Raw genomic sequence first — 23994 nt, forward strand, 5'->3', positions numbered from 1 at the left:
GTTAAAACCCTTACAAAGATTGTAACGGAAAACCTTTTTACTGTCTGCTTATTTTTCATTTCGTTTTTTTAGCAAATCAGCACCGATTCGGTTATACGCAGCCATTTCATCTTTTGGAACCATGCTTCCTCCCGTTCCCCAGACGACATGTACGGCATGTTCCATCTTATATTTCTGAGCATAGCGCCTTCCCTCTTCTGTCGTAAAAAGCTGAACCGGCCCGAACATGCCGGCAAGAGCAGAGGGCTCTAAATATTTATCTTCAGATACAGCCAGCATATGAAGCAAAGTATAAAGCGTATTGTCCTCTACCGTATAACAGCCGCTCAGAAGCGGTTCAATCAGCTTGCCGACAAATCCTGACGGCCTCCCTACGGCAAGTCCGTCAGCAGCAGTCTGATTATCCAGGCCGATATCCTGGACGGAGATTTTCTCGTGAAGTCCTGAATAAAGCCCTAACAGCATACAAGGTGAATGAGTTGGTTCTGCGAAAAACACATGAACATGATCTCCGTATAAAAGCTTCAGCCCAAATGCTACACCGCCCGGTCCTCCGCCGACTCCGCACGGCAGATACACAAACAAGGGCGTCTCAAGACTTGGCTTTATATTCATACAGTCAAGCTGTGTTTTTAATCGGCTTGCAGCAACAGCATATCCTAAGAACAGCTGTCGAGAATGTTCATCATCAATAAAATAACAGAATGGATCTTGTTCCGCCTGTCGTCTCCCTTCGTTCACCGCTTCGCTGTAATCTGTTTCGTACTCCATAACAGTGACTCCCTTTTGGCGGAGGAGATCCTTTTTCCACTGCTTAGCATCGGCGGACATATGCACTGTCACGCGAAAGCCGAGTGCCGCGCCGATGATGCCGATGCTTAAACCTAGATTTCCTGTCGAACCGACAGCAATCGAATAGCGGGAGAAAAACCCGGTAAACCGCTCTTCCTGTAAGATGCGGTAATCATCGGTTTCCTGAAGCATTCCTTCTTGAAGCGCGAGATTTTCAGCATGCTTTAACACTTCATAAATCCCGCCCCTCGCTTTAATCGATCCTGAAATCGGAAGCTCATGGTCGCACTTTAAAAGCCATCTTCCCGGAAATGGCTGCTGATATGCCGCTTCCAGCTTTCCCTTCATATGCTGCACCTCAAAAAGCGGAGACTCGATGATTCCTTTAGCGCCTTTCGTCTCAGGAAACACCTCGGCAATGTAAGGTGCAAACCGCCGCATTCTTTTTTCCGCTTCCGCTATCTCGGTTGCCCACTCATCTGCACGGGGTATTGGCCCCTCTTTCTTGCCTGAATTTGCCCAGAATACAGGCTCTGCATCAATCAGTTTCTGAATAAACGGATCTTTAAGCAGAGCATGAAGGACTTCTGAATGAACTAACATTCAACAATCTCTCCCTTCCACTATCAAAAACTGCCTCGTGAGAAACAAGCCACTCCACCACAGGCAGTTCTATCATTATTTTTTCATGAGCGCGCGTCCTGCCAGCTTTTCTACAAGAGCTGGAAACAGCTGATACAGCTTAGTGCCGGCATTCATTAAACGCGGAAGATTGATCTCCCGCTTTTTCGTAAAAATTGCAGCTGTAATTTGAGCTGCCACGTCATCAGGATCAAGCATCCAGCGGCCGACATTTTTGGCGTAGTCCCCGCCTTTATCAGCAATGGAAAAAAAGTCCGTCTGAATCGGTCCCGGGTTGACTGTTGTCACATAAATGCCGGTTCCCGAAAGCTCCATCCGCAAAGCGTTTGAGTAACCTAACACGGCATGTTTGGTCGCGGAATACAGGCTAGACTTCGGTGTTGCGATTTTCCCCGCTTGAGAGGCGATATTGATGATATGGCCCTTTTTTTGCTCAAGCATTTGCGGAAGCACCGCTTTTGTACAGGCGATCAGGCCGAAGACATTCACATCAAACATCGCTTTCATGTCATCCAATGTAGAGTCTAAAACCGTTTCAAATATACCGAAGCCTGCATTGTTAATCAGTACATCAACCGAGCCGATCTGATCGCGGACCCGGATGATATCCTCTAGGCGGCCAACATCCAGAGGAAAAAGCTCACACTGTCCGCTCCATTCCTCGGTTATTTTCCTTTTGATTTCTATCAAACGATCCTCGCGTCTAGCCGACAGAAGGACATGGGCTCCTTCAGCCGCGCATAAGTATGCGATTCTTTCACCAAGCCCTCCTGAAGCGCCGGTTATCCAAATCCTTTTTCCCGCTATATGTTTCACCCATTTCACCTCTTCATTGTTTTAAAGTATGCGGTATTTCCTTCCCAATATGACGTGATGGCTTCTTCAGCCTCCAACACATCAAGGTGACCTGCCGTTTCTGACATCGTTAAAAACAATTCTTTTTCATATACAGCAGGAAAAAGCTGCTGACAGACCTGAAAAGCGGTCATCGGCTTTTCATCCAGCATGCGACGAACATCCTCCGTCCTGTTCCTCTGCTTGTCAAAACGCTTCTCAATCAGCGCTTGTACACTGGTGATAGGCTCGCCGTGACCAGGAAATACGATTGTTGGATCAAGTTGAGACAGCCTTCGCAATGACCGCTGATAATCCACTAAAGGCTTTGACCTGACGTCTCCCGCTTTCGGCGCTTCCAAAATCGGATTAGATGAGCTGTTTGCCAGCAGTAGATCGCCGCCAAGCATCCTTCCGCTTTTTTCATGGAACAGAACGATATGCGATTCAGCATGTCCAGGCATCTCCAACACAGACCAGCCCTCAAGCCCATCTATGCCCATACCTTCTCTGATTGATTTTGTCAGAGATCTCGTACAGGAAAATGCGTACGCTGACCGAATCAGCTTTTCCGCCTTCCCCGTATCAAATGGAACGCCTAATTCAGGCAGCAGCTTTTGAAAAAAACGTTTTTGCCAATCCACAAAGGCTTGATTTCGGCTGATATAAGGTTCGTTGAACGCATGCCCAATCACTTCGATTTCATCTGAAAAGACATCAAGCAAGCCTGCATGGTCAGCATGATGGTGAGTCAGTACAACCTGCTCGATATCTGATATTTTCACATTTACAGCGGCAAGCTGCTCTTGTAGGGCTCTGGCAGCCTCTTTTGTATTCGGCCCGGCATCGATAAGTGTCAGCGCATCACCTTTTACGAGATAAACGATAACATCGCCGACAGCAAACGGCGTCGGGACGCGGATCGCAATTACATCTTCAGTTGTCATCCTTTCGCTCCTTGTCTTCATTCATTATTCATATTTTAGCTTTTTCTCGGTCTTGTGTCATTATTGCAGAATGAGAACAAACCTTTTTGAAAAAGCTATTGACATTAGCTTGTCCGCCATTGCATAATGAACAACAAACTAAAACGAGAACCATTGGAACGCTATGACGAGGAATAGTATACAAGGCAATGGCCTAAGAGAGCGATACCCCCGGCTGAAAGGTGTTGCGGCCCGCTTGTTTGTAGAACCTGCCCTCAAGTCGCGGTTAGGAAAACCTAAACGTTTCCCGCGTTACGGGGATTTGAGCTGAGCACAATTTGTGCTAATGAGGGTGGTACCGCGAACCTTTTCGTCCTTTACGTGATGAAAAGGTTTTTTGTTGTTCTGATAGAAGGAGGATATCAATGAAAAAGATAGGATTTGTCGGCGCCGGGTCAATGGCAGAAGCAATGATCAACGGCATTTTGCAAAGCGGCATCACAAAACCAGAACATATCTATATTACAAATCGCTCAAATGACGAGCGTCTGATTGAATTAAAGGAAACGTACGGCGTGCGTCCATGCAGAGATAAAAATGAGTTTTTCACTCACACCGATATCATTATCCTCGCTTTCAAACCGAAAGACGCGGCGGAAAGCATCGACAGCATCCGGCCGTATATCAAGGACCAGCTTGTCATTTCAGTACTTGCAGGCCTTACCATCGAAACCATTCAGCATTATTTTGGCAGAAAGCTCGCGGTCATTCGCGTCATGCCTAATACATCAGCGGCAATCAGAAAATCAGCAACCGGATTTTCCGTAAGCACGGAAGCAAGCAAGAATGATATTATTGCCGCAAAAGCTCTATTGGAAACAATCGGTGATGCAACACTGGTTGAGGAGCGGCATCTTGACGCTGTCACTGCAATCGCAGGCAGCGGCCCGGCCTATGTGTATCGTTATATTGAGGCGATGGAAAAAGCAGCACAAAAATTAGGATTAGATAAAGAAACGGCAAAAGCACTCATTTTGCAGACAATGGCAGGGGCAACAGATATGCTCCTCCAAAGCGGCAAACAGCCGGAAAAGCTGCGTAAAGAAATCACCAGTCCTGGGGGCACTACAGAGGCAGGTCTTCGCGCTTTACAGGACTCCCGCTTTGAAGAAGCAATTATTCACTGTATTGAAGAAACAGCTAAACGGAGCGCAGAAATCAAAGAACAGTTTGCCGGTGCCGCCTTAGAGAGACATTCTTAGATGTAAGGACAAAAACAGAAGGCACAGTGCCTTCTGTTTTTTATTTTTCCCGCAGCAGCTGGCCGGCAGATTCTGATTGCTTTAATAGCGCGGAGATCGTAAATGAAAGCAAATCGGGAAGCACTTCAAAGGAATAAGGTATATACAATCTTTCCGTCCATTTATGCGGGTCTTTACCAGCCGGACCGACATTTAAAACCGGGACATATAAAGCCTGATTTTTACCGCTTGGCAATGAATATCCTCTGTTAAAGAGCGGCATATTGCTTGTGTATGCATCAACCTCCTGCTTTTCCAGCTGAAGATAACTCAAGTCCGAAAGTCCGGGGAAGTACTGAACCTCCCGTAATGCAATGCCGTATCGCTCAGCCGCATAATGCTTTAACTGATCTGCTGTATTTCTGATCAATTGATCATCCTTTGAAGAAACAGCTGGATAAAGCGGCGGACTATAAAACAGAACGATGAGCGGCGCATCCTCCTTACAAAGCGAAGCAAGCTCAGAAACAATTTTCGTCGAAAAATCCCTGTCTCCAAGCCCGCCCCTGTTAGCAAAGGCATAATTTAGAGCCCGCTCTGTTTCCGAGATCCCCGCACGCTTTTTTGCACGCGAGACCAGCTCATCAAATGTCAAAACAGTGACATCCCGCTCAATCGGCTGAAATGGCTCAAATTGTTGAAAATCCTGTGTTTTCTTCCGAACGTTCGACATGATTTCCTCCGCCGCCTGTTCTGCTGTTTTAAGCAGCATCTGATGCAGCTCACTAGCTGAGCGTTTCATTGACAGCACATTAAATAATGTGACAGCTGTATGCGGTGTCTGGACTGAATATGCCTCTTTCAAGTCCTTTTGCATTAAGTTTACCGGCGGCGGAGTGACCTCGCCATCAACCTTTTCGCAATAATCAGCATTCAGTTCAAGCAAACGGTTAATCTCAGATACCATTAAATTTGCGTTTAGGCCTGAAAACGGCTCTCCAACATGTGTCTCAATCCCCTTGCAGAAAAAACCCGCAAGCACCTTTCCAATGCTTCCTGTATAAAAATATTGCTGCTGATCGCCGGGAAATTTTTCAAACATCGGTTCGGCATTCAGGCAAGCGGTTAATGTGATATCATGCTTTTTCTCCATTTCCTTCAATGCAGGAACCGCTTCAATCATGCCTCTTGAATTCACTTCCTCGTCCGGAACCGTTATCAACAGCAGATTGCCCTCAAAATGTCCGTTCATTGCCCTCTCCAGCATCGACAGTTGAACACAAAGCCCCGCTTTCATATCCATCGTCCCTCTTCCGAACAGCCAGTCTCCGCTTTCGGCATCTCTTCTCACCCGTTCCGGGAGCAGCTCTTTTTTCTCTAAAAAGGAGCTCAAAAGCTCAGCAGGCTTGCAAGCCATATGTTTAAATTCGCCGTAATCTTCTATGTCAACGACATCAAAATGACTCAGCAGAAGCACTGTCTTTTTGACATTCTTCTTTTTGACTAGAGCCGTAAGAAAAGATCTGCCATCGTCCATCGGATGAAGTGTTACATCATCAGGGTGCTTTTGAAAATAGGGCTTGTCCTTCAAAATAAAATAAAGATACTCTGCAAGCGCTGCCTCGCCCTTTGAACCGGTGATGCTTTCGTATTGCACAAGAGAAGTTAAAAGTGCCAGCAATTCGTCCTTCGTCTGCCAATTCATTGATTCCGCCCCTCCTATGAATAAAAATGCTTCAATACTGAAAAATAAACTGATTTCTCGTCTATTATACAGAAATGTTTGACAAAAGCGGTTCTTTTGAGCAGTTTATATGACGGGAAAGAAATGACTTGATATAATCAATCTCTAAAAACCTTACGGGAGGCGAAAGAAATGGCCAGAAAATTATTTACACCTATTACAATTAAAGATATGACGTTAAAAAACCGCATTGTCATGTCGCCAATGTGCATGTATTCTTCTCATGAAAAGGACGGAAAATTGACACCGTTTCACATGGCACATTACATATCGCGCGCAATCGGCCAGGTCGGACTGATTATTGTAGAGGCGTCAGCGGTTAACCCTCAAGGACGAATCACTGACCAAGACTTAGGCATTTGGAGCGACGAGCATATTGAAGGCTTTGCAAAACTGACTGAGCAGGTCAAAGAACAAGGTTCAAAAATCGGCATTCAGCTTGCCCATGCCGGACGTAAAGCTGAGCTTGAAGGAGATATCTTCGCTCCATCGGCGATTGCGTTTGACGAACAATCAGCAACACCTGTAGAAATGTCAGCAGAAAAAGTAAAAGAAACGGTCCAGGAGTTCAAGCAAGCGGCTGCCCGCGCAAAAGAAGCAGGCTTTGATGTGATTGAAATTCATGCGGCGCACGGATATTTAATTCACGAATTTTTGTCTCCGCTTTCCAACCATCGCACAGATGAATACGGCGGCTCACCTGAAAACCGCTATCGTTTCTTGAGAGAGATCATTGATGAAGTCAAACAAGTATGGGACGGTCCTTTATTTGTCCGTGTATCTGCTTCTGACTACACTGATAAAGGCTTAGACATTGCCGATCACATCGGTTTTGCAAAATGGATGAAGGAGCAGGGAGTTGACTTAATTGACTGCAGCTCAGGCGCCCTTGTTCACGCAGACATTAACGTATTCCCTGGCTATCAGGTCAGCTTCGCTGAGAAAATCCGTGAACAGGCGGACATGGCTACTGGTGCCGTCGGCATGATTACAGACGGTTCAATGGCTGAAGAAATTCTGCAAAACGGACGTGCCGACCTCGTCTTTATCGGCAGAGAGCTTTTGCGAGATCCATTCTTTGCAAGAACTGCTGCGAAACAGCTCAATACAGAGATTCCGGCCCCTGTTCAATACGAAAGAGGCTGGTAATGCCCATAAGAGATATCCTGTAGAGGATATCTCTTTTTTTATTTTTAGAGAAACGATCGGCTAAGGTTCTCCGTCTCCCTAGTAGAACCAATTAGAGGAGATGACTCCAATGAAATCAGCTTGGATGGAAAAGACATATACAATTGACGGATGTGCGTTTCATACACAACACCGGAAAGGATCAAGCGGTGTAACGATTGTCTTTGAGGCCGGCTATGGTACTTCTTCTGAGACGTGGAAACCATTAATGGCGGACATTGATGATGAATTTGGCATTTTCACATATGATCGGGCAGGCATAGGAAAAAGCGGGCAAAGCAGAGCTAAACGAACAGCTGATCAACAAGTGAAAGAATTGGAGAGTTTGCTTAAAGCAGCTGATGTAAAACCTCCTTATTTGGCTGTTTCACACTCATACGGAGCTGTCATCACCGGTTTATGGGCCTGCAAAAACAAGTATGATATTATCGGCATGGTCCTTCTTGACCCAGCTTTAGGCGATTGCGCCAGCTTTACCTTTATACCCGAAGAAATGCACAAATCACATACGAGAAAGATGATGCTTGAGGGCACACATGCAGAGTATTCAAAAAGTCTGCAGGAGCTCAAAAAGCGGCAAGTCCACTTAGGAAACATGCCTCTTCTTGTGTTGTCATCAGGAGAACGGACTGAGAAATTCGCTGCTGAACAGGAGTGGCAAAACTTGCACAGCAGCATATTGTCTCTATCTAACCAAAGCGGCTGGATTCAAGCTAAAAACAGCTCCCACAACATCCATCATGATGAACCTCATATCGTTCACTTGGCTATTTATGACGTATGGTGCGCAGCGTGCCAGCAGGCCGCTCCTCTTTACCAGGCAGTCAATTAACGTAAAAAAGACCGGGCCGTAAGGGATTCCCGGTCTTTTATATTATTTTGTTTCACGGTGAAGGGTATATTTCTTTAAACGCGGTGAATATTTTTTCAGCTCCAAACGGTCTGGATTGGTGCGTTTATTTTTTGTTGTGATGTAATTTCGGTCTCCCGTTTCAGTGCAGGCTAAAGTAACATTTACTCTCATAATTAACATCTCCTTATAAAGCGTAATGATTACGTTTTATTATACAACGTCATCACAAATTGTCAAATAAGAGCTCCGCCTTCAGCCTCGCGGGACGTTTACCTCTAAGAAATCATATGCCGCCACGCTATTGGGGAAAACGTCAACCGCTTCTTTTTGAAGCTCCAAAGAAGCATCTCCCTGATATCTTGCGCTGATATGGGTTAAAATGAGCTGCTTCGCTCTTGCTTCTTTCGCTGTTACAGCCGCTTGTTCCGTTGTACTGTGATAATAATCATAAGCAAGTTTACGGTCTTCCTTAGCAAAGGTTGCTTCATGAACAAGCACATCACAATCCCTCGCAAGCTCTTTTAGTTTGTCACTTACTCTCGTATCACCGGAGAACACAACAGATCTTCCCTTTTTAGGAGGCTCCAGAAAATCATTCCCATTGATGATTCGTCCGTCTTCAAGCGTTACCGTTTCGCCTTTTTTGATTTTCTGATATACAGGTCCGGGCGGGATGTTCATTTCTTTTAATACATCAGCCTTCAAGGAACCCGGTACGTCTTTTTCCTGCACACGGTACCCGAAGGCTTCCACTCCATGAATAACAGATACCGCTGTGACAATAAACTGATCGTCCTCAAACACGATTCCTTCTTCAATTTCCTGGACCGCAAGCGGATATGTCAAATGGGTCTTCGTGACGGCAAGGCTTGTTTCAATAAACGCCTTGATCCCTTTAGGTCCGTACACTGTCAGCTCGTCCTCTCCGCCTTGAAAGGAACGGCTCCCCAGAAGCCCCGGAAGTCCGTATACATGATCGCCGTGCATGTGTGTAATAAAGATTTTCTCTATTTTACGAGGTTTAATCGTTGTATGTAAAATTTGATGCTGTGTGGCTTCCCCGCAGTCAAAAAGCCATACCGAACGCCTTTCTTCAAGCAATTTTAATGCCACCGACGTTACATTTCTCGCCTTGGCGGGAATGCCGGCTCCCGTCCCTAAAAAAAGTAATTCCACGTTTCCTTCCTCCTACTAGAACCAGATACCTACAAGAATACAGGATCAAGCTCAAAATGTGAATCTTGCCTCTGAAAAGAACAATCCTTTCGTGCTAGAAACATTTTTTCAGCATTCTGCTTAAAAAAGGGCTTAAATGTTTGCTTTCGTTGAATTTTAGATTTAAAATGAAGGAAATATACGGGGTGTACTAAAATAAAGCTTCGAATAAAGTGAGGTACTTTTAGTGAAAACAAACCAACAACCAAAAGCAGTAATTGTCATATTCGGTGCAACTGGAGATTTAGCAAAACGAAAATTGTATCCGTCTATTCACCGTTTATATCAAAACGGACAAATCGGAGAAGAGTTTGCAGTGGTAGGAGTTGGAAGAAGACCTTGGTCTAATGAGGATCTTCGCCAAACTGTTAAAACATCCATTTCCTCATCTGCAGATAAGCATATAGATGATTTCACGTCTCATTTTTACTATCACCCGTTTGACGTGACAAACCCTGGTTCTTATCAAGAGCTAAACGTATTGCTTAACCAGCTGGAAGATACATATCAAATTCCTAACAACAGAATGTTCTACTTGGCAATGGCTCCTGAATTCTTCGGAACGATTGCAAAAACATTAAAATCAGAGGGTGTAACAGCTACAACCGGCTGGTCCCGCCTTGTCATCGAAAAACCGTTCGGCCATGATCTGCCAAGCGCACAGGCATTGAATAAAGAAATCCGCGAAGCATTTACGGAAGATCAAATTTACAGAATCGACCATTATCTAGGCAAACAAATGGTTCAGAACATTGAAGTGATTCGATTTGCCAATGCGATTTTCGAACCGCTTTGGACAAACCGCTACATTTCAAACATTCAAATCACATCTAGCGAATCACTAGGCGTTGAAGACCGCGCAAGATATTACGAAAAATCAGGCGCCCTTCGCGACATGGTGCAAAACCATATTATGCAGATGGTTGCCCTTCTTGCAATGGAGCCGCCTATCAAATTGAACACAGAAGAAATCCGCAGCGAAAAAGTGAAGGTGCTGAGAGCACTGCGTCCTATTGCAAAAGACGAAGTGGATGAATACTTTGTGCGCGGACAATATCAAGCTGGTGAAATTGACGGTGTACCGGTTCCTGCTTATACAGATGAAGATAATGTCGCTCCTGACTCCAATACAGAAACCTTTGTTGCCGGCAAGCTCTTGATCGACAACTTCAGATGGGCTGGTGTTCCATTCTACATCAGAACCGGAAAACGAATGAAAGAAAAGTCCACAAAAATTGTCGTTCAATTTAAGGACATTCCGATGAATCTGTACTACGGTAATGAAAACAACATGAATCCGAACTTGCTTGTCATTCATATCCAGCCTGACGAAGGCATTACGCTTTACTTAAATGCTAAAAAGCTTGGCGGAGCAGCACACGCACAGCCAATCAAACTCGATTATTGCAGCAATTGCAATGACGAGTTGAACACCCCTGAAGCATATGAAAAACTAATTCACGACTGTCTTCTTGGCGATGCAACAAACTTTGCACACTGGGATGAAGTTGCCCTTTCTTGGAGCTTTGTCGACTCTATTTCTGAAACATGGGCAGCAAACAAAACCTTATCTCCTAACTATGAATCAGGCTCAATGGGACCGAAAGAATCTGATGATCTTTTGGCGAAAGACAGCTTACACTGGTGGAATATATAATAAGAAGAAAAAAGCCGAAAATGTTTACAAGCATTTTCGGCTTTTTTACGCTGAACAAAGGTATAACAATCTCTTTAATAACAAAACCCCCAAAGCTTAAGAGCTTCGGGGGTTTCTATTGATTACTTCATCCATTCAGTATGGAAGATGCCTTCTTTGTCAGTACGCTCATACGTATGAGCGCCAAAGTAGTCGCGCTGTGCTTGGATTAAGTTTGCAGGCAGTACGGCTGTGCGGTAGCTGTCATAGTAGGCTAATGCGCTTGAGAATGATGGCACCGGCACACCTTGGGCAACTGCAAGTGAAATCACTTGGCGAAGCGCTCCTTGGTAGCTTTCTACAATATTCTTGAAATAGCTGTCAAGAAGCAGGTTGTCAAGCTCAGGCTCGCGATCGTAAGCTTCTTTGATCTTCTGAAGGAATGCCGCGCGAATGATGCAGCCACCGCGGAAGATCATAGCGATTTCACCATATTTCAGATCCCAGTTGTATTCTTCAGAAGCAGCTTTCATTTGGGCAAATCCTTGCGCGTACGAGCAGATCTTACTCATGAACAACGCTTTTCTGACCGCTTCAATCAGCTCTTCTTTATTTTCTGTAACAGGCTTCACTTCTGGTCCTGAAAGAAGGCCGCTCGCTTTCACACGCTCTTCCTTCATAGCTGAGATAAAGCGCGCGAATACAGATTCAGTAATAATCGGAAGCGGAACGCCTAAGTCAAGTGCGCTTTGGCTTGTCCATTTTCCTGTTCCTTTTTGCCCTGCTTTATCAAGAATCACATCAACAAGCGGTTTGCCTGTTTCTTCGTCTTTTTTCGTAAAGATGTCAGCTGTAATCTCAATCAAGTAGCTGTCAAGCTCACCTTTATTCCATTCAGCGAAAACTTCGTGAAGCTCATCAGCAGAAAGGCCCAGCACCTGTTTCAGAATGAAATATGATTCAGAGATCAGCTGCATATCTCCGTATTCAATTCCGTTGTGCACCATTTTTACGTAATGGCCGGCGCCGTCCGGACCGATATATGTCGTACAAGGTTCTCCGTCAACTTTTGCAGAAATGGCTTCAAGAATCGGTTTTACAAGCTCATGTGCTTCTTTTTGTCCGCCAGGCATGATAGAAGGTCCTTTAAGCGCCCCTTCTTCTCCGCCGGAAACGCCTGTTCCGATAAAATGAATGCCGCTTTCAGCGAGTTCTTTGTTACGGCGCTGTGTATCTTTATAGTATGTATTACCGCCGTCAATTAAAATATCATCCTTCTCTAGATGAGGAAGAAGAGATTGAATTGTCGCATCTGTTGCAGTTCCCGCTTTAACCATTAATAAGATTTTGCGCGGTGTTTCCAAGGATTGGACAAATTCTTCAATGCTGTAAGTGCCAACAACATTTTTTCCTTTTGCCTCCTGTAAAAACTCCTCAGTTTTACTGCTTGATCTGTTGTAAACAGAAACAGAAAATCCCCGGCTTTCGATATTTAAAGCCAGATTTTTACCCATGACCGCAAGTCCGATAACGCCGATTTGTTGTTTTGACATATTCTAACGTCCCTTCTGCAAACGTTTAATCATTTTAAAATTTAAATTAAAATAAAATGATATTTATAATAAAGAAATTACCATACATTCACCCTTTTTTTCAAGCGATTCAGCTTTTCTTTTCATCCTGAAAAAAATCTTTATTAAAGCTTGTTCCCTTTGTTTTGCTCTCCTCTTTTTTTAACCTTGCCCCTTTTCTGATCAGTTTGGTACCGTACTTTTTATTCAGCTTTTCCATCATCTGCTGAATGGGCTCATCCTTCGCATCTTCATTAAAGCTGAACAAATCGAGCTGCTTATAGGCCTGCTCTTTTTCTACCAAATCGGTTCCGGTAATGCCAAGCAGTCTGACAGGATTTTTATTCCAGTGTTTAAAAAAGAGGTGCTCTGCTTCTTTCAAAATGTCATTTTTTTGATCAATCGGGTTTCTCAGCGTAGTGCTTCTTGTGATGGTTTTCCAATCCGCATATCTAATCATAATAAAAAGCTTCGAAGCCATGACTTCCTTGCGCTGTAAACGGTCACTCACAGAAGCGGCAAGCTTTCTAAAAACGCCTAACAGCTCCTCTTCATCACTGGAATCATGGGAAAGTGTCGATGAGTTGCCGACGCTTTTAAATTCGTAAATGCGCTCCGGGTCAACCGGCGCATGGTGAATGCCATTTGCTTTATTTTTAAGGCGCGGACCGTTGATGCCAAGCAGGCGCTTCAGCGAGTGTTCATCAGCTGCAGCTAGCTCTCCGATTGTATGGATGCCGAGTCCCTTCAGTTTTTCCGCTGTCTTTTTGCCGACTCCGTGCATCTCTCCAACAGGAAGCGGCCACAGGATATCAGGCACTTGCCTCTTTCTTAAGATCGTAATTCCAAGCGGTTTTTTCATATCAGACGCCATCTTAGCGAGAAATTTATTCGGCGCGATTCCTATGCTTGACGGAAGCAGCAGCTCTTTTTGCAATCTGCTTTGGATTTCTTTTGCCGTCTCTAGAGCGCGGCTGCTGTATGGTGTATCGGTCATGTCCATATAGCCTTCGTCGATGGAGACAGGCTCCACTAGGTCAGTATATTCACGAAGAATGGTAAACATCGCTCGTGAAGAGTTTCTATAGCGGTCAAAGTTCGGCGGAAGAACGATGAGCTCAGGACAATGGCGCTTCGCTTGCCAAACCGGCATCGTTGTTTTGACGCCGCGCGCTCTAGCCTCGTAGCTGCATGTCACCACAATTCCCTTTCGCTCCTTTACGTTTCCGGCAACTGCGACCGGCTTTCCCCGGAGAGCCGGATCATATGCCATTTCAACCGACGCATAAAAGCTATTCATATCAATATGGAAAATAATTCGGCTCTTTCCCGGCATAAACAAATCTCCTTTTCGGTCATTAGACAACAGCTTGTACATATAGTAAAATGAAGCTATTGAATGGATGTGATGACAATGTTTGTGGAATCGATAAATGACGTTTTATTCTTAGTCGATTTTTTCACAATTATTCTTCCTGCTCTAACGGCAATCGGGATTGCATTCCTCTTACGGGAGTGCCGTGCGGGCGAGCAATGGAAATCAAAACGAACAGATGAACATCAGACGGTCTTTCACATTAACCGAACAGACTTTCTTATTATTATATATCATCGCATTACAACTTGGATACGTAAAGTCTTCCGCATGAATTCGCCTGTGAACGATGAGGAAGACGCCGGTTCTCTTCTTTTATAAACCGCATTTATAAAAAGGAGGAGAACAAAATTGTTAAAAACATATCAAAAACTTTTGGCTATGGGTATCTTTTTGATCGTATTATGCTCGGGCAATGCTGCATTTGCAGCGACTAATCAGGTGGGAGGCCTCAGCAACGTAGGGTTTTTCCACGATTATTTAATCGAACCGTTTTCCGCTCTGCTTAAGGGTGTTGCCGGGCTGTTTCACGGAGAATACGGACTCTCTATTATCCTCGTAACCATTATTGTGCGTATGGTTGTACTGCCTTTGTTTGTTAATCAGTTCAAAAAACAGCGCGTGTTCCAAGAGAAAATGGCCGTTATTAAACCTCAGGTTGACAGCATTCAGGCCAAATTGAAAAAAACGAAGGACCCTGAAAAACAAAAAGAACTGCAAATGGAAATGATGAAGCTGTATCAAGAGAACAACATCAATCCGCTTGCTATGGGATGCCTCCCAATGCTGATTCAGTTTCCTATTGTGATTGGGTTTTATTACGCGATTCGCTCTACACCTGAAATTGCGTCACACTCGTTTTTATGGTTCAGTTTAGGACAATCAGATATTCTCGTGTCTCTTAGTGCGGGAGCAATGTACTTTATCCAGGCCTATATCGCTCAAAAACTGAGCGCGAAATATTCCGCTGTCCCGCAAAACCCAGCGGCACAGCAATCCGCAAAATTGATGGTGTTCATCTTCCCTGTGATGATGACGATTTTCTCGCTTAATGTTCCGGCAGCCCTTCCGCTGTACTGGTTTACAAGCGGACTGTTTTTGACAGTGCAAAACATCGTCCTTCAGATGACGCATCATAAAAGTAAAAAAACAGCCGCTCTTACTGAGTCGGTGAAATAAAAAAACAACCCCGCGCAAAAAGCCGGGGTTGTTTTTTGTTACTTGCAAAGCATACCGCGCCAAACAGTCTTGTTTATCATGGCTGAAGCAGAAATGGCCATCCAAAAAATAGCCGTAACGTTTAAAAAGAAGGAAATAGGGAATACCTTTACTCATCTCCAAACGAAAGGAGCATATACGTTGACGGAACACTTTCAGCAAAAAAACATTTCTGTACCTGAAGGAATCTGGATCATGAGACAAACCTGGAATGATGTCTTATTTGCTCACTGGCCTGTTGATGTTTCTATCCTTCGCGCTTTGGTACCGTCCGTTTTAGAATTAGATACATATAACGGGCAAGCTTGGATCAGCATGCTTCCCTTTATGCTCACGAACCTGAGGGCGCGTTATCTTCCTGCCATTCCCGGTGCGCGTGCATTTCCTGAGCTTAACCTCCGCACCTATGTCACGTATAAAGGTAAGCCCGGCATTTATTTTTTTAGCTTAGATGCCGATCATCGTCTGGCGGTCCTTGGCGCTCGCACATTCTTTCATCTGCCTTATTTTTACGCGGATATGAAAGCCGAAAAAAACGGTGATGCCATTGACTATGTCAGCAAGCGGAAAGATGACAAAGAAGCAGCATTCCACGCCGCATATCGGCCCATTTCAGCGCCTTTTACAGCAGAAAAGGATTCGCTCGATTACTGGCTGACAGAACGGTATAGACTCTATACTACCAATCAAAGCAAACTCTATTACGAAGACATCCATCATCATCCATGGCTGCTGCAAAACGCCGAAGCAGAAATTTCAGTCAATACGGTGACTGATGCTCACGGCATTACATTGCCGGAGTCAGACCCCTTGCTTCATTACGCTAAAAAACAGGATGTGTTATTTTGGCCGCTTAGGAAATGGAGCTAAAAAAACCCGATGCGGGAAATCGCACTCGGGTTTTCTTTTTTTATTTTGCCGCCTCTTCAATAATGGCAACAACCATTTCTGCCGTTTTAACGAGCTCTTCGATCGGCATTTTTTCATTTTTTGTATGAATTTGCTCATAACCGACAGCAAGATTGACCGTCGGGATGCCATGACCAGCGATTACGTTCGCGTCGCTTCCGCCGCCGCTCGTTTGCAGCTCGCTTGGACGTCCGATTTTAGCAGCCGCTTTTTTCGCGATTTCAACAACTTGGTCGCCGTCTTGATATTTAAAGCCCGGATACATAACCTCAATTTCGACTTCTGCGCGTCCGCCCATATCAGCAGCTGCCTCTTCAAAAGCAGCTTTCATTTTTTGAACCTGAGCTTCCATTTTCTCAGGAACTAAAGAGCGCGCTTCAGCAAGAATATGAACTTCGTCGCACACAATGTTTGTTTGTGTGCCGCCTTCAAACCGGCCGATATTAGCTGTTGTTTCTTCATCGATACGGCCCAATGGCATTTTTGAAATGGCTTTGCTAGCGATTGTAATCGCTGAAATGCCTTTTTCAGGTTCAACCCCGGCGTGAGCGGTTTTCCCGAAAATTGCCGCTCTTACCTTCGCCTGTGTCGGCGCGGCCACAATGATATTTCCAACTTTTCCGTCTGAATCAAGGGCATAGCCGTAGGATGCAGTGATCATAGAACGGTCAAGAGCCTTCGCTCCGATCAGACCCGATTCTTCCCCTACTGTGATGATGAATTCAATCGTGCCGTGTTCAATGTTTTCTTCTTTCAGCACCTTAATCGCCTCAAACATTGCAGCCAATCCCGCTTTATCATCAGCGCCTAAAATCGTCGTGCCGTCAGTTTTGACGTAACCGTTCTCTACAACTGGTTTTACGCCGTTTCCGGGTACAACTGTGTCCATATGAGATGTAAAATAGATCGTATCTGTTTGTTTTGTCCCTTTTAGCGTGCAAATCAGGTTACCGGCTCCGTGGCCCGTGATATCCATTGTATCGTCTTCTTTAACGTCCACACCTAAATCAGAAAATTTTCGTTTCAGCACTTTGCAGATTTCAGCTTCGTGCTTTGTTTCTGAGTCAATTTGGACAAGCTCTAAAAATTCTTCCAGCAGGCGTTTTTCATTCACCATTTGTAAGTCCCTCCATATTAAAGCGGTATGTTACCGTGCTTTTTTTTCGGTCTCTCTTCTGTCTTATGTGCAAGCATATGAAAAGCTTGAATCAGTTTTCCCCTTGATTCTTCCGGCAAAATGATGTCATCGACCATTCCACAAGCGGCCGCTTTGTATGGGCCGGCGTTTTGCTTTTTGTATTCAGCTGTTTTTTCGCGTTTCGTCTTTTGCGGGTCAGCTGAAGCTTTGATTTCCTTTTCATACAAAATCGATGCGGCACCTTCTGGACCCATCACTGCGATTTCAGCATTCGGCCATGCAAACACAAGGTCCGCTCCGATCGCTTTGCTGTTCATGGCCACATAGGCGCCGCCGTACGCTTTTCTAATGATGAGTGTGACTTTTGGGACAGTCGCTTCAGCATAAGCAAACAATAATTTTGCTCCATGTCTGATGATTCCATTGTGCTCTTGCTGAATACCCGGCAGAAACCCCGGGACATCTTCGACAGTCAATAGCGGGATATCAAATGCGTCACAAAAACGGATGAACCTTGCTGCTTTATCAGCAGCGTCAATCGTCAGGCTTCCCGCCAGATGCTTCGGCTGGCTCGCCACGATGCCGATTGCTTTTTCACCCAGCCTTGCAAACCCAATGACAATGTTCTTCGCAAAAAATGGCTGAATCTCAAAAAAAGACTGCGGGTCAGCCAGCTCCCTGATCACCTTCCGAACATCATAAGGCTTTGTCGTATCAGCAGGGACAAGATGGTTTAATAATGGTCTGGACGCCTCTTTCTCTGGCTTCGGCTCTGTTGTCCGGCCATTCAGCGGCAAATAAGACAGCAGTTTTCTCACCCCTGTCAGAACCTCCTTCTCCGTATGTCCGGAAAAGTGGGCGTTTCCGCTGACGGCATTATGTATCCCTGCTCCGCCTAAGCTCTCCGCATCAACCTGTTCTCCTGTCACTTTTTCAATCACCTTCGGGCCGGTAATAAACATCCGGCCGGTCTGTTCAGCCATAAATATAAAATCTGTGAGTGCCGGAGAATATACAGCGCCTCCAGCGCACGGCCCTAAAATAACCGATATTTGCGGAATGACTCCGGAATATAAGACGTTTCGGTAAAATATGTGACCGTATCCATCTAATGATACCACACCCTCTTGAATTCTCGCACCACCTGAGTCATTCAGCCCGATAATCGGCGCCTTATTTTTTGCTGCCAGATCCATCAAAGCGCAGATTTTCCTGGCATGGGTTTCGCCAAGCGCCCCTCCGTACACTGTGAAGTCTTGCGCAAATACATAAACTGAGCGGCCGTCAATTGTGCCGTACCCTGTCACGACCCCATCCCCTAACATGCGCTGTTCTCTTGTTAACACTTGACTTTCCATGAAGGGGTGTAATTCGATAAAGCTGTCCTGATCTAGAAGAAATATGATCCTTTCCCGAGCAGTGAGCTTGCCCTTTTGCCGCTGCTGAGCCAGCTTTTCCCGTCCTCCGCCTTCTTCTGCCTGCTTGCGTTTCGTGTATAAATGATCCATGTGCTCATTCATGCTCATTGTGTTGGTCTCCTTTCGGTTCACAAAGCTCTATAAGAACACCGTTTGTTTCCCGAGGGGAAATAAACGCGATCTTTTTCCCATTTGCCCCCTGTCTTGGATACCTGTCAATCAATTGAACATGCTGGTCAGACAATGCTTGAAGCTGTTCAGATAGGCAGTTGCACAAAAACGCAATATGATGCAGTCCCTGTCCTTTCTTCTCCAAAAATAAATGGACGGGGCTGTCAGCTGTCAACGGCTCTATCAGCTCAAGTTTGACGCTACCAGCTTGAAAAAAAGCAACATTCACCTTTTGCTCTTCAACCGTTTCTTGATGAAGAAATGCAAGCCCCAATACATTTTCATAAAAGCTTCTTGCATCTTTTATCGAAAAAACGGCTATCCCGATATGGTCAAGCCTGTTCATTTGCATCCCTGCTTTCGCTAATAGATATCGCTTGTCCACCCATTCAAAACACGCTAAAATATAGACAGATTGCTTAAGGAGTGAAAATCATGTCTCAAAAACTGATGAAAAGCGTTTTGATCGTGATTTTGGGAGTTTTTATTCTTTCAACTGTACTCTCAGGAATCGTCATGTTTTTATAACGATAAAAAAGCAGGCGCCTTATTCAATGGGAATATCCTGCTTTTTTATCAGAGCTTTATGCTCGATGGCAATCTCCTCAAAAGAGCGGTTGTCGTCCGTGATCAGCACTCTCGTTCCTACTGGTATCGTTTGAAACAAATGAACGACCTCATCGTTATGCATACGTATACAGCCGTTAGACACAAATTTCCCTACTGATTCCTCTCGGTTTGTCCCATGAATTCCATAAATCCGCCCGTCCGTTCCTTTCGCGTCAAATCCGATCCATCTGGCCCCAAGCGGGTTGTCAGGAGATCCCCCTTCAATATTTTTCTTTCTGTAGTAAGGATTTTCCGCTTTTACCGTTACCGAAAACTCTCCTTCAGGCGTCAAATCATCTGTTTTTCCAGTCGCCACACTATACACACCTTCTACTCTGTTGTCGAGGATAACAGCAAGTTCATTTGTTCGCTTGTTGACAATAATATACGGATCACCCGGCAGCGGATTTTCGCCGAGCGGCCAAATCGGTGAAATCATCATAAAAATCGAACATAAGAAAAAACGCATAAGCTCCTCCTTTTTCATTAGGTTGACCAATGAAGGAAGAGCTCATGCGAATCATCCGAGTGATTTTTGCGCTTTTATTCCTTTAAAATAACTTTTAATCACTAAATATTGTTCCATTTCGCCGAGAAGATGGAAGAGAGCGGCCCTCGCTTCAAATTCCTCTCTAGTCGCCGGAAGCGGCATCTCCTCAAATTCTTTTCTCATGTCAGCAAGTCTTTTCAGAAATTTATACGCTGTATTCCCAGGGTGTATCGCCTCCCGCAAATCATGAATAAATTCAGCGATCATTTTTCCCTGATCTACCGTAATGGAGATCGATGTCACTTTAGGGAGAAGGCGTTCGATAATTTCAAATTGCTTTTCTCTCATTTTAAAATAATGATAATGCAGATTTTCATAACGCAAAATGTGGTTTTGCACATCTCGATATGCCAGGTTTTTAGCCTCCGTAATGAGCTGGTGCGTTTCCGGAATTTCTTTTCCTGACCAATCTTGCTCACCAGTTAACAAATACCGTTCGATTTCTGCAAAAATGACAGCAAAGTTATCCTCTATCTTTTTGCGGTAGGCAATCAGTTTCCGGTCAAGACTAGGCATATACAAGTTCATCAATAGAGCGACGCCGATGCCAACCGTAATCAGCTGAACTTCATTCCAGATGAAAGCAAGCGTAATGCCGCCGGACATGTATAAATGAAGGATAATAACGGAACTGGTGACGATACCCTCGTTAATTTTTAACAGAACCGTTATCGGAATGAATATCAAAAGAAGCGCTCCGATCACAAACGGGTGGTAGCCAATAAGCTCGAAAAAGAGATAAGAAAAAACAATTGCCAGACAGCATGCCGCAAAGCGGGCCCATGAGGCCTGAAGCGACCGTTTTTGTGTGATTTGTATGCACAAAATGGTGATGATTCCTGCTGATGCGAAGTTTTGCAAATGCAATAACTGGCTTATATAAATAGCCAAAGCTGTTCCAAGCGCGGTCTTTATTGTGCGATAACCAATTTTAAACATGTCGGACTCCATTTCTATTTGTTTCTTCAATAAAAAAGAAGAGGCGGCCAGCCTTCTTCTTTTTTATATTCTATAATATTTTCTCTAAAAAGTCCTGCGCTCTTTTGGATTTTGGCGACATAAAAAATTCCTTCGGATTGCCGTCCTCGACAATCATTCCTTGGTCCATAAACAGCACGCGGTCTGCCACTTCTTTTGCGAAGCCCATTTCATGTGTGACAATCACCATGGTCATGCCGGTTTCGACCAGCTCTTTCATCACCTGTAGCACTTCTTTGACCATCTCCGGATCAAGGGCGGAGGTCGGCTCGTCAAACAGCATGATGTCCGGATTCATCGCAAGAGCCCTGGCAATCGCGACACGCTGTTTTTGTCCGCCAGACAAACGGTTTGGATAGTCATTTCGCTTTTCAAACAAACCGACTTTGCGGAGCAGGTCCTCAGCTTTCTCCTTTGCAGCCTGTTTTGATTCTTTTTTTACATTGACAGGCGCGTACATAATGTTTTCGAGAACCGTTTTGTGCGGAAAGAGATGAAAATGCTGAAAAACCATCCCGATGTTTTCCCGGACCTTTAATGTGTTGGTTTTTGGCTTCGTAATCTCTGTGTCTTTTATTGTAATGGTTCCGCCGTTAGGCTTTTCCAACAGGTTTAAACAGCGTAAGAACGTTGATTTGCCTGAGCCTGAAGGACCGATCACGGCAACAACCTCACCCTCAGCGATTGTTGTTGAAATGTTTTTTAATACTTCGTGTTTCCCAAATGATTTTGACAGCTTTTCAACCTTAATCATTGGATTTCAGCTTCCTTTCTACAGCCTTGCCGATAAACGTTAAAATCAGGACAAGCACATAATAAATCAATCCCGCGATAATGAGCGGCTCAAGGTAATTGTAAGTGGCGGCGCCAGCTTGATATGCGCGTCTCATGACATCACCAAGCCCGATGACGGTAACGATCGCCGATTCTTTTGTTAACGTAATTAATTCATTCACAATTGCAGGTGATATATTTTTGAAGGCCTGCGGCAGCAGCAGATCCTTCATCATTTTTCCATACGGGACACCGAGTGCAACAGCAGCTTCTTTTTGCCCTTTATCAATGGCATTGATTCCGGCTCTGATAATTTCCGATACATAAGCGGCGGAATTCAAAGACAATGCGACAACCGCAGCCCAAAACTGGTCAATTTGAAATCCGAGCAGCTGAGGAAGGCCAAAATAGACAATCATAAGCTGCAGCACTAAAGGCGTGCCTCGGAACACTGATGTATAAAAATCAGCGATCCAGATAAACGGGCGGAATGTGCTGATCTTGCATAAGCTTAGCACAATACCGAGTATAAGTCCGATAATAGCAGATACAACAACAATTTTTAATGTAATTGCCAAGCCTTCTAATATAAAAGGAATTTGGGGGATCGTTGCTGAAAAATCCAAATTCATAGCCTTTGTCTCCTTTTCTTACAGGAAAAAAGTTTCCTATTCAATAAAAAGGCTCAACGAAAAAGTTGAGCCGCTTTTTTTACTTCTCGCCAGTGAACCATTTTTTCTTCAATTTCTCAAGCTCTCCGTTATCTTCCATTTCCTTGAGCGCTTTATTGAATTTGTCTGTCAGTTCACTGTCCTTTCTGAAAGCAATTGCTGAACCGGCTTCTTCCGCTTTCGCATCAGGAATCACAAAGCCTTGCAGGTCATCATTTGATTTGAAATACCCTTCTGCAACAATGTCTTCAATAATCGCGGCATCGAAGCGGTCAGATTTGATTTCCTGCACCAAATCAGAAATTCTGTTGCGGTCTTCTGTTTTAAAACCATATTCCGGAGAAAGCTCTTTCCCCTTCTCTTCCTGAATAGAGCCAAGCTGAACGCCAACTGTTTTTCCTTTCAGGTCTTTCAAAGATTGAATGCCGCTGTCTTTTTTGCTGACAATCATATGGTTCGCTGTGTAATACACATCTGAAAAATCAACTTGTTTTTTACGCTCAGGCGTTGGTGTCATTCCTGACAGAACGAGATCCACCTGTTTTGATTTAAGCGCTGTAATTAAGCTGTTGAAGTCCATATCCTGCACTTCAATTTCATAGCCTGCCTTCTTCGCCAGAGCTTTTGCCAGCTCTACATCAAAGCCGACAATATTATCGCCTTCTTTATATTCAAACGGTTTGTAATCCGCCGAAGTACCCATAATTAATTTTTTCTTGCCGCCTTCTGAACCTGAATTGCTTGAGCCGCAAGCAGATAATGCAAAGGTAATGCAGGCAGCTACAAGTAATAAGAGCCATTTTTTCATGATCCATTTCCCCCATATTCATTACTTTTGGTGTATTTGAATATTTATTCGTTAATTTGTATTTTAAACAGTTTCTTATTTTTATGCAATACTATTTTTAAAAATTATCTTCAAGCTTATCTTTCCAGTGATCTCTTTTTGATATTACTAGATAAAAATAAAATCACTGTACAATCCGATTGAATAATCCCTTAATATTTATTCATATACCCTTGGAAATTTATGCACGAAAAAACCCGGGCCGCTTTGAGCATCCGGGTTGTTCGTCTTATACTTCTTCACAATATTCTTCAAAGGCTTCCTGCAGCTTTGCCACTACGGCCATCGGCTCATGGCCTTCAATTTCATGACGCTCTACCATTTTCATGATCTTTCCGTCTTTCAAAATCGCAAAGGACGGAGAAGATGGCGGATAACCTTCAAAATAGTCACGCGCACGCGCTGTCGCTTCTTTATCCTGTCCGGCAAAAACGGTGACGAGCTGATCAGGTCTTTTATCATAGTGAACGGAATGGTAGGCTGCCGGTCTTGCAATTCCTCCGGCGCATCCGCAAACAGAGTTTACCATGACAAGCGTCGTTCCTTTTTTCGTAAGTGCCTCATCCACCTCTTCAGCTGTTTTCAGCTCAGTGTATCCAGCAGCTGTAATTTCCTGTCTCGCTTGGCGGACAATATCATTCATAAATAAATTAAAGTCCATATTCAATGAAGACCTCTCCTTTTTCATCATCTG

Annotated in this window: 25 protein-coding genes; 8 read left to right on the plus strand and 17 right to left on the minus strand. The window is 44.4% G+C overall.

All coding sequences use genetic code 11. From position 1 onward, the window contains the following. Positions 1 to 48: 48 nt before the first annotated feature. The 3 genes from dsdA to NYE20_RS13085 all read right to left on the minus strand — a co-directional run bounded on the left by dsdA (position 49) and on the right by NYE20_RS13085 (position 3215). Positions 49 to 1395: a D-serine ammonia-lyase gene (gene dsdA / locus NYE20_RS13075; protein WP_038829767.1), complete on the minus strand. Its 1347-nt coding sequence runs from the start codon at positions 1393 to 1395 to the stop codon at positions 49 to 51. Positions 1396 to 1470: 75 nt separating this feature from the next. Beyond that, positions 1471 to 2250, minus strand: coding sequence for an SDR family oxidoreductase (locus NYE20_RS13080; RefSeq protein ID WP_021479974.1), 780 nt, complete (start codon positions 2248 to 2250; stop codon positions 1471 to 1473). A 5-nt stretch (positions 2251 to 2255) separates the two neighbouring features. Further along, entirely contained in the window at positions 2256 to 3215 is a 960-nt protein-coding gene (locus NYE20_RS13085) for an MBL fold metallo-hydrolase (protein WP_038829766.1), read from the minus strand. Between the two features lie 404 nt (positions 3216 to 3619). On the opposite strand from NYE20_RS13085, the gene proC reads away from it, so the two are divergent. Further along, positions 3620 to 4456, plus strand: a complete 837-nt coding sequence (gene proC / locus NYE20_RS13090) for a pyrroline-5-carboxylate reductase (protein WP_038829765.1) — start codon at positions 3620 to 3622, stop codon at positions 4454 to 4456. 40 nt (positions 4457 to 4496) lie between these two features. On the opposite strand, the gene NYE20_RS13095 is transcribed toward proC, so the two are convergent. Further along, the gene (locus NYE20_RS13095; RefSeq protein ID WP_046160558.1) at positions 4497 to 6140 is read right to left on the minus strand and encodes a M20/M25/M40 family metallo-hydrolase; all 1644 of its coding nucleotides are present in this window, start codon (positions 6138 to 6140) and stop codon (positions 4497 to 4499) included. Positions 6141 to 6311: 171 nt separating this feature from the next. On the opposite strand from NYE20_RS13095, the gene namA reads away from it, so the two are divergent. Both namA and NYE20_RS13105 read left to right on the plus strand, forming a co-directional pair. After that, positions 6312 to 7328 carry an NADPH dehydrogenase NamA gene (gene namA, locus NYE20_RS13100; protein WP_041849994.1) on the plus strand — a complete coding sequence of 339 codons (1017 nt, stop codon included), beginning with the start codon at positions 6312 to 6314 and terminating at the stop codon, positions 7326 to 7328. 109 nt (positions 7329 to 7437) lie between these two features. Then, complete coding sequence (locus NYE20_RS13105) at positions 7438 to 8199, plus strand: alpha/beta hydrolase (RefSeq protein WP_032726094.1); 762 nt, start codon at positions 7438 to 7440, stop codon at positions 8197 to 8199. Between the two features lie 42 nt (positions 8200 to 8241). On the opposite strand, the gene rpmG is transcribed toward NYE20_RS13105, so the two are convergent. Together rpmG and rnz are read right to left on the minus strand one after the other, a co-directional pair. Next, the gene (rpmG, locus tag NYE20_RS13110; protein ID WP_003226511.1) at positions 8242 to 8391 is read right to left on the minus strand and encodes a 50S ribosomal protein L33; all 150 of its coding nucleotides are present in this window, start codon (positions 8389 to 8391) and stop codon (positions 8242 to 8244) included. An 81-nt stretch (positions 8392 to 8472) separates the two neighbouring features. Further along, complete coding sequence (gene rnz / locus NYE20_RS13115) at positions 8473 to 9396, minus strand: ribonuclease Z (protein WP_014477267.1); 924 nt, start codon at positions 9394 to 9396, stop codon at positions 8473 to 8475. 226 nt (positions 9397 to 9622) lie between these two features. On the opposite strand from rnz, the gene zwf reads away from it, so the two are divergent. Further along, complete coding sequence (gene zwf, locus NYE20_RS13120) at positions 9623 to 11092, plus strand: glucose-6-phosphate dehydrogenase (protein WP_021479978.1); 1470 nt, start codon at positions 9623 to 9625, stop codon at positions 11090 to 11092. Between the two features lie 122 nt (positions 11093 to 11214). Here zwf and gndA read toward each other — a convergent pair whose 3' ends face one another. Both gndA and NYE20_RS13130 read right to left on the minus strand, forming a co-directional pair. After that, a complete protein-coding gene (gene gndA / locus NYE20_RS13125; RefSeq protein WP_003230365.1) occupies positions 11215 to 12624 on the minus strand; it encodes an NADP-dependent phosphogluconate dehydrogenase in 1410 nt (469 codons plus the stop codon). A 109-nt stretch (positions 12625 to 12733) separates the two neighbouring features. Further along, positions 12734 to 13978, minus strand: a complete 1245-nt coding sequence (locus tag NYE20_RS13130; protein WP_070547512.1) for a DNA polymerase IV — start codon at positions 13976 to 13978, stop codon at positions 12734 to 12736. 72 nt (positions 13979 to 14050) lie between these two features. Between NYE20_RS13130 and mifM the strand changes: the two genes are divergently transcribed. The 3 genes from mifM (at position 14051) to NYE20_RS13145 (ending at position 16105) form a co-directional block, all read left to right on the plus strand. Beyond that, on the plus strand, positions 14051 to 14338 hold the full coding sequence (gene mifM, locus NYE20_RS13135) for a membrane protein insertion/folding monitor MifM (protein WP_010886563.1): 288 nt from the start codon (positions 14051 to 14053) through the stop codon (positions 14336 to 14338). Positions 14339 to 14368: 30 nt separating this feature from the next. Beyond that, positions 14369 to 15196, plus strand: a complete 828-nt coding sequence (locus tag NYE20_RS13140) for a membrane protein insertase YidC (protein ID WP_021479981.1) — start codon at positions 14369 to 14371, stop codon at positions 15194 to 15196. Positions 15197 to 15376: 180 nt separating this feature from the next. After that, positions 15377 to 16105: a DUF2071 domain-containing protein gene (locus tag NYE20_RS13145; RefSeq protein WP_038829761.1), complete on the plus strand. Its 729-nt coding sequence runs from the start codon at positions 15377 to 15379 to the stop codon at positions 16103 to 16105. Positions 16106 to 16145: 40 nt separating this feature from the next. Here NYE20_RS13145 and NYE20_RS13150 read toward each other — a convergent pair whose 3' ends face one another. Genes NYE20_RS13150 through mce form a run of 3 tightly spaced genes read right to left on the minus strand, consistent with a single transcriptional unit; the run spans position 16146 to position 19217 of the window. Then, the gene (locus NYE20_RS13150; RefSeq protein WP_003230352.1) at positions 16146 to 17261 is read right to left on the minus strand and encodes a tripeptidase T; all 1116 of its coding nucleotides are present in this window, start codon (positions 17259 to 17261) and stop codon (positions 16146 to 16148) included. 17 nt (positions 17262 to 17278) lie between these two features. Beyond that, positions 17279 to 18802 (minus strand): acyl-CoA carboxylase subunit beta, encoded by a 1524-nt coding sequence (locus NYE20_RS13155; protein WP_161621802.1) that lies wholly within the window; start codon positions 18800 to 18802, stop codon positions 17279 to 17281. Continuing rightward, positions 18795 to 19217, minus strand: coding sequence for a methylmalonyl-CoA epimerase (mce, locus tag NYE20_RS13160; RefSeq protein ID WP_161621801.1), 423 nt, complete (start codon positions 19215 to 19217; stop codon positions 18795 to 18797). The genes NYE20_RS13155 and mce overlap by 8 nt, the downstream gene beginning before the upstream one ends. A gap of 89 nt (positions 19218 to 19306) precedes the next feature. Here mce and prli42 point away from each other — a divergent pair, with 89 nt between their 5' ends. Continuing rightward, complete coding sequence (prli42, locus tag NYE20_RS13165; RefSeq protein WP_003226489.1) at positions 19307 to 19399, plus strand: stressosome-associated protein Prli42; 93 nt, start codon at positions 19307 to 19309, stop codon at positions 19397 to 19399. Positions 19400 to 19418: 19 nt separating this feature from the next. Here prli42 and NYE20_RS13170 read toward each other — a convergent pair whose 3' ends face one another. The 6 genes from NYE20_RS13170 to brxB form a co-directional block, all read right to left on the minus strand. Continuing rightward, on the minus strand, positions 19419 to 19949 hold the full coding sequence (locus tag NYE20_RS13170) for a L,D-transpeptidase (protein WP_032726102.1): 531 nt from the start codon (positions 19947 to 19949) through the stop codon (positions 19419 to 19421). A 51-nt stretch (positions 19950 to 20000) separates the two neighbouring features. Further along, positions 20001 to 20969 (minus strand): aromatic acid exporter family protein, encoded by a 969-nt coding sequence (locus tag NYE20_RS13175; protein WP_014480207.1) that lies wholly within the window; start codon positions 20967 to 20969, stop codon positions 20001 to 20003. A 70-nt stretch (positions 20970 to 21039) separates the two neighbouring features. Then, entirely contained in the window at positions 21040 to 21762 is a 723-nt protein-coding gene (artR, locus tag NYE20_RS13180; protein WP_014480208.1) for an arginine ABC transporter ATP-binding protein ArtR, read from the minus strand. Next, the gene (artQ, locus tag NYE20_RS13185; RefSeq protein WP_003230340.1) at positions 21755 to 22414 is read right to left on the minus strand and encodes an arginine ABC transporter permease ArtQ; all 660 of its coding nucleotides are present in this window, start codon (positions 22412 to 22414) and stop codon (positions 21755 to 21757) included. Before artQ ends, artR begins: the two co-directional genes overlap by 8 nt. Before the next feature lie 79 nt (positions 22415 to 22493). Next, complete coding sequence (gene artP / locus NYE20_RS13190; protein WP_003230337.1) at positions 22494 to 23261, minus strand: arginine ABC transporter substrate-binding protein ArtP; 768 nt, start codon at positions 23259 to 23261, stop codon at positions 22494 to 22496. A gap of 268 nt (positions 23262 to 23529) precedes the next feature. After that, positions 23530 to 23967: a bacilliredoxin BrxB gene (gene brxB, locus NYE20_RS13195; protein ID WP_003226477.1), complete on the minus strand. Its 438-nt coding sequence runs from the start codon at positions 23965 to 23967 to the stop codon at positions 23530 to 23532. Between the last annotated feature and the right edge of the window lie 27 nt (positions 23968 to 23994).

The organism is Bacillus sp. FSL R5-0416 (assembly GCF_037975425.1).
GTDB lineage: Bacteria > Bacillota > Bacilli > Bacillales > Bacillaceae > Bacillus > Bacillus subtilis.

What these genes read in the sequence shown, in the direction of transcription:
- dsdA (WP_038829767.1), bottom strand. Translation starts at nt 1,395, where the DNA reads ATGTTAGTTCATTCAGAAGTCCTTCATGCTCTGCTTAAAGATCCGTTT.
- NYE20_RS13085 (WP_038829766.1), bottom strand. Translation starts at nt 3,215, where the DNA reads ATGACAACTGAAGATGTAATTGCGATCCGCGTCCCGACGCCGTTTGCT.
- proC (WP_038829765.1), top strand. Translation starts at nt 3,620, where the DNA reads ATGAAAAAGATAGGATTTGTCGGCGCCGGGTCAATGGCAGAAGCAATG.
- NYE20_RS13095 (WP_046160558.1), bottom strand. Translation starts at nt 6,140, where the DNA reads ATGAATTGGCAGACGAAGGACGAATTGCTGGCACTTTTAACTTCTCTT.
- namA (WP_041849994.1), top strand. Translation starts at nt 6,312, where the DNA reads ATGGCCAGAAAATTATTTACACCTATTACAATTAAAGATATGACGTTA.
- NYE20_RS13105 (WP_032726094.1), top strand. Translation starts at nt 7,438, where the DNA reads ATGAAATCAGCTTGGATGGAAAAGACATATACAATTGACGGATGTGCG.
- rpmG (WP_003226511.1), bottom strand. Translation starts at nt 8,391, where the DNA reads ATGAGAGTAAATGTTACTTTAGCCTGCACTGAAACGGGAGACCGAAAT.
- gndA (WP_003230365.1), bottom strand. Translation starts at nt 12,624, where the DNA reads ATGTCAAAACAACAAATCGGCGTTATCGGACTTGCGGTCATGGGTAAA.
- NYE20_RS13130 (WP_070547512.1), bottom strand. Translation starts at nt 13,978, where the DNA reads ATGCCGGGAAAGAGCCGAATTATTTTCCATATTGATATGAATAGCTTT.
- mifM (WP_010886563.1), top strand. Translation starts at nt 14,051, where the DNA reads ATGACAATGTTTGTGGAATCGATAAATGACGTTTTATTCTTAGTCGAT.
- NYE20_RS13150 (WP_003230352.1), bottom strand. Translation starts at nt 17,261, where the DNA reads ATGGTGAATGAAAAACGCCTGCTGGAAGAATTTTTAGAGCTTGTCCAA.
- NYE20_RS13155 (WP_161621802.1), bottom strand. Translation starts at nt 18,802, where the DNA reads ATGAATGAGCACATGGATCATTTATACACGAAACGCAAGCAGGCAGAA.
- mce (WP_161621801.1), bottom strand. Translation starts at nt 19,217, where the DNA reads ATGAACAGGCTTGACCATATCGGGATAGCCGTTTTTTCGATAAAAGAT.
- prli42 (WP_003226489.1), top strand. Translation starts at nt 19,307, where the DNA reads ATGTCTCAAAAACTGATGAAAAGCGTTTTGATCGTGATTTTGGGAGTT.
- NYE20_RS13170 (WP_032726102.1), bottom strand. Translation starts at nt 19,949, where the DNA reads ATGCGTTTTTTCTTATGTTCGATTTTTATGATGATTTCACCGATTTGG.
- NYE20_RS13175 (WP_014480207.1), bottom strand. Translation starts at nt 20,969, where the DNA reads ATGTTTAAAATTGGTTATCGCACAATAAAGACCGCGCTTGGAACAGCT.
- artR (WP_014480208.1), bottom strand. Translation starts at nt 21,762, where the DNA reads ATGATTAAGGTTGAAAAGCTGTCAAAATCATTTGGGAAACACGAAGTA.
- artQ (WP_003230340.1), bottom strand. Translation starts at nt 22,414, where the DNA reads ATGAATTTGGATTTTTCAGCAACGATCCCCCAAATTCCTTTTATATTA.
- artP (WP_003230337.1), bottom strand. Translation starts at nt 23,261, where the DNA reads ATGAAAAAATGGCTCTTATTACTTGTAGCTGCCTGCATTACCTTTGCA.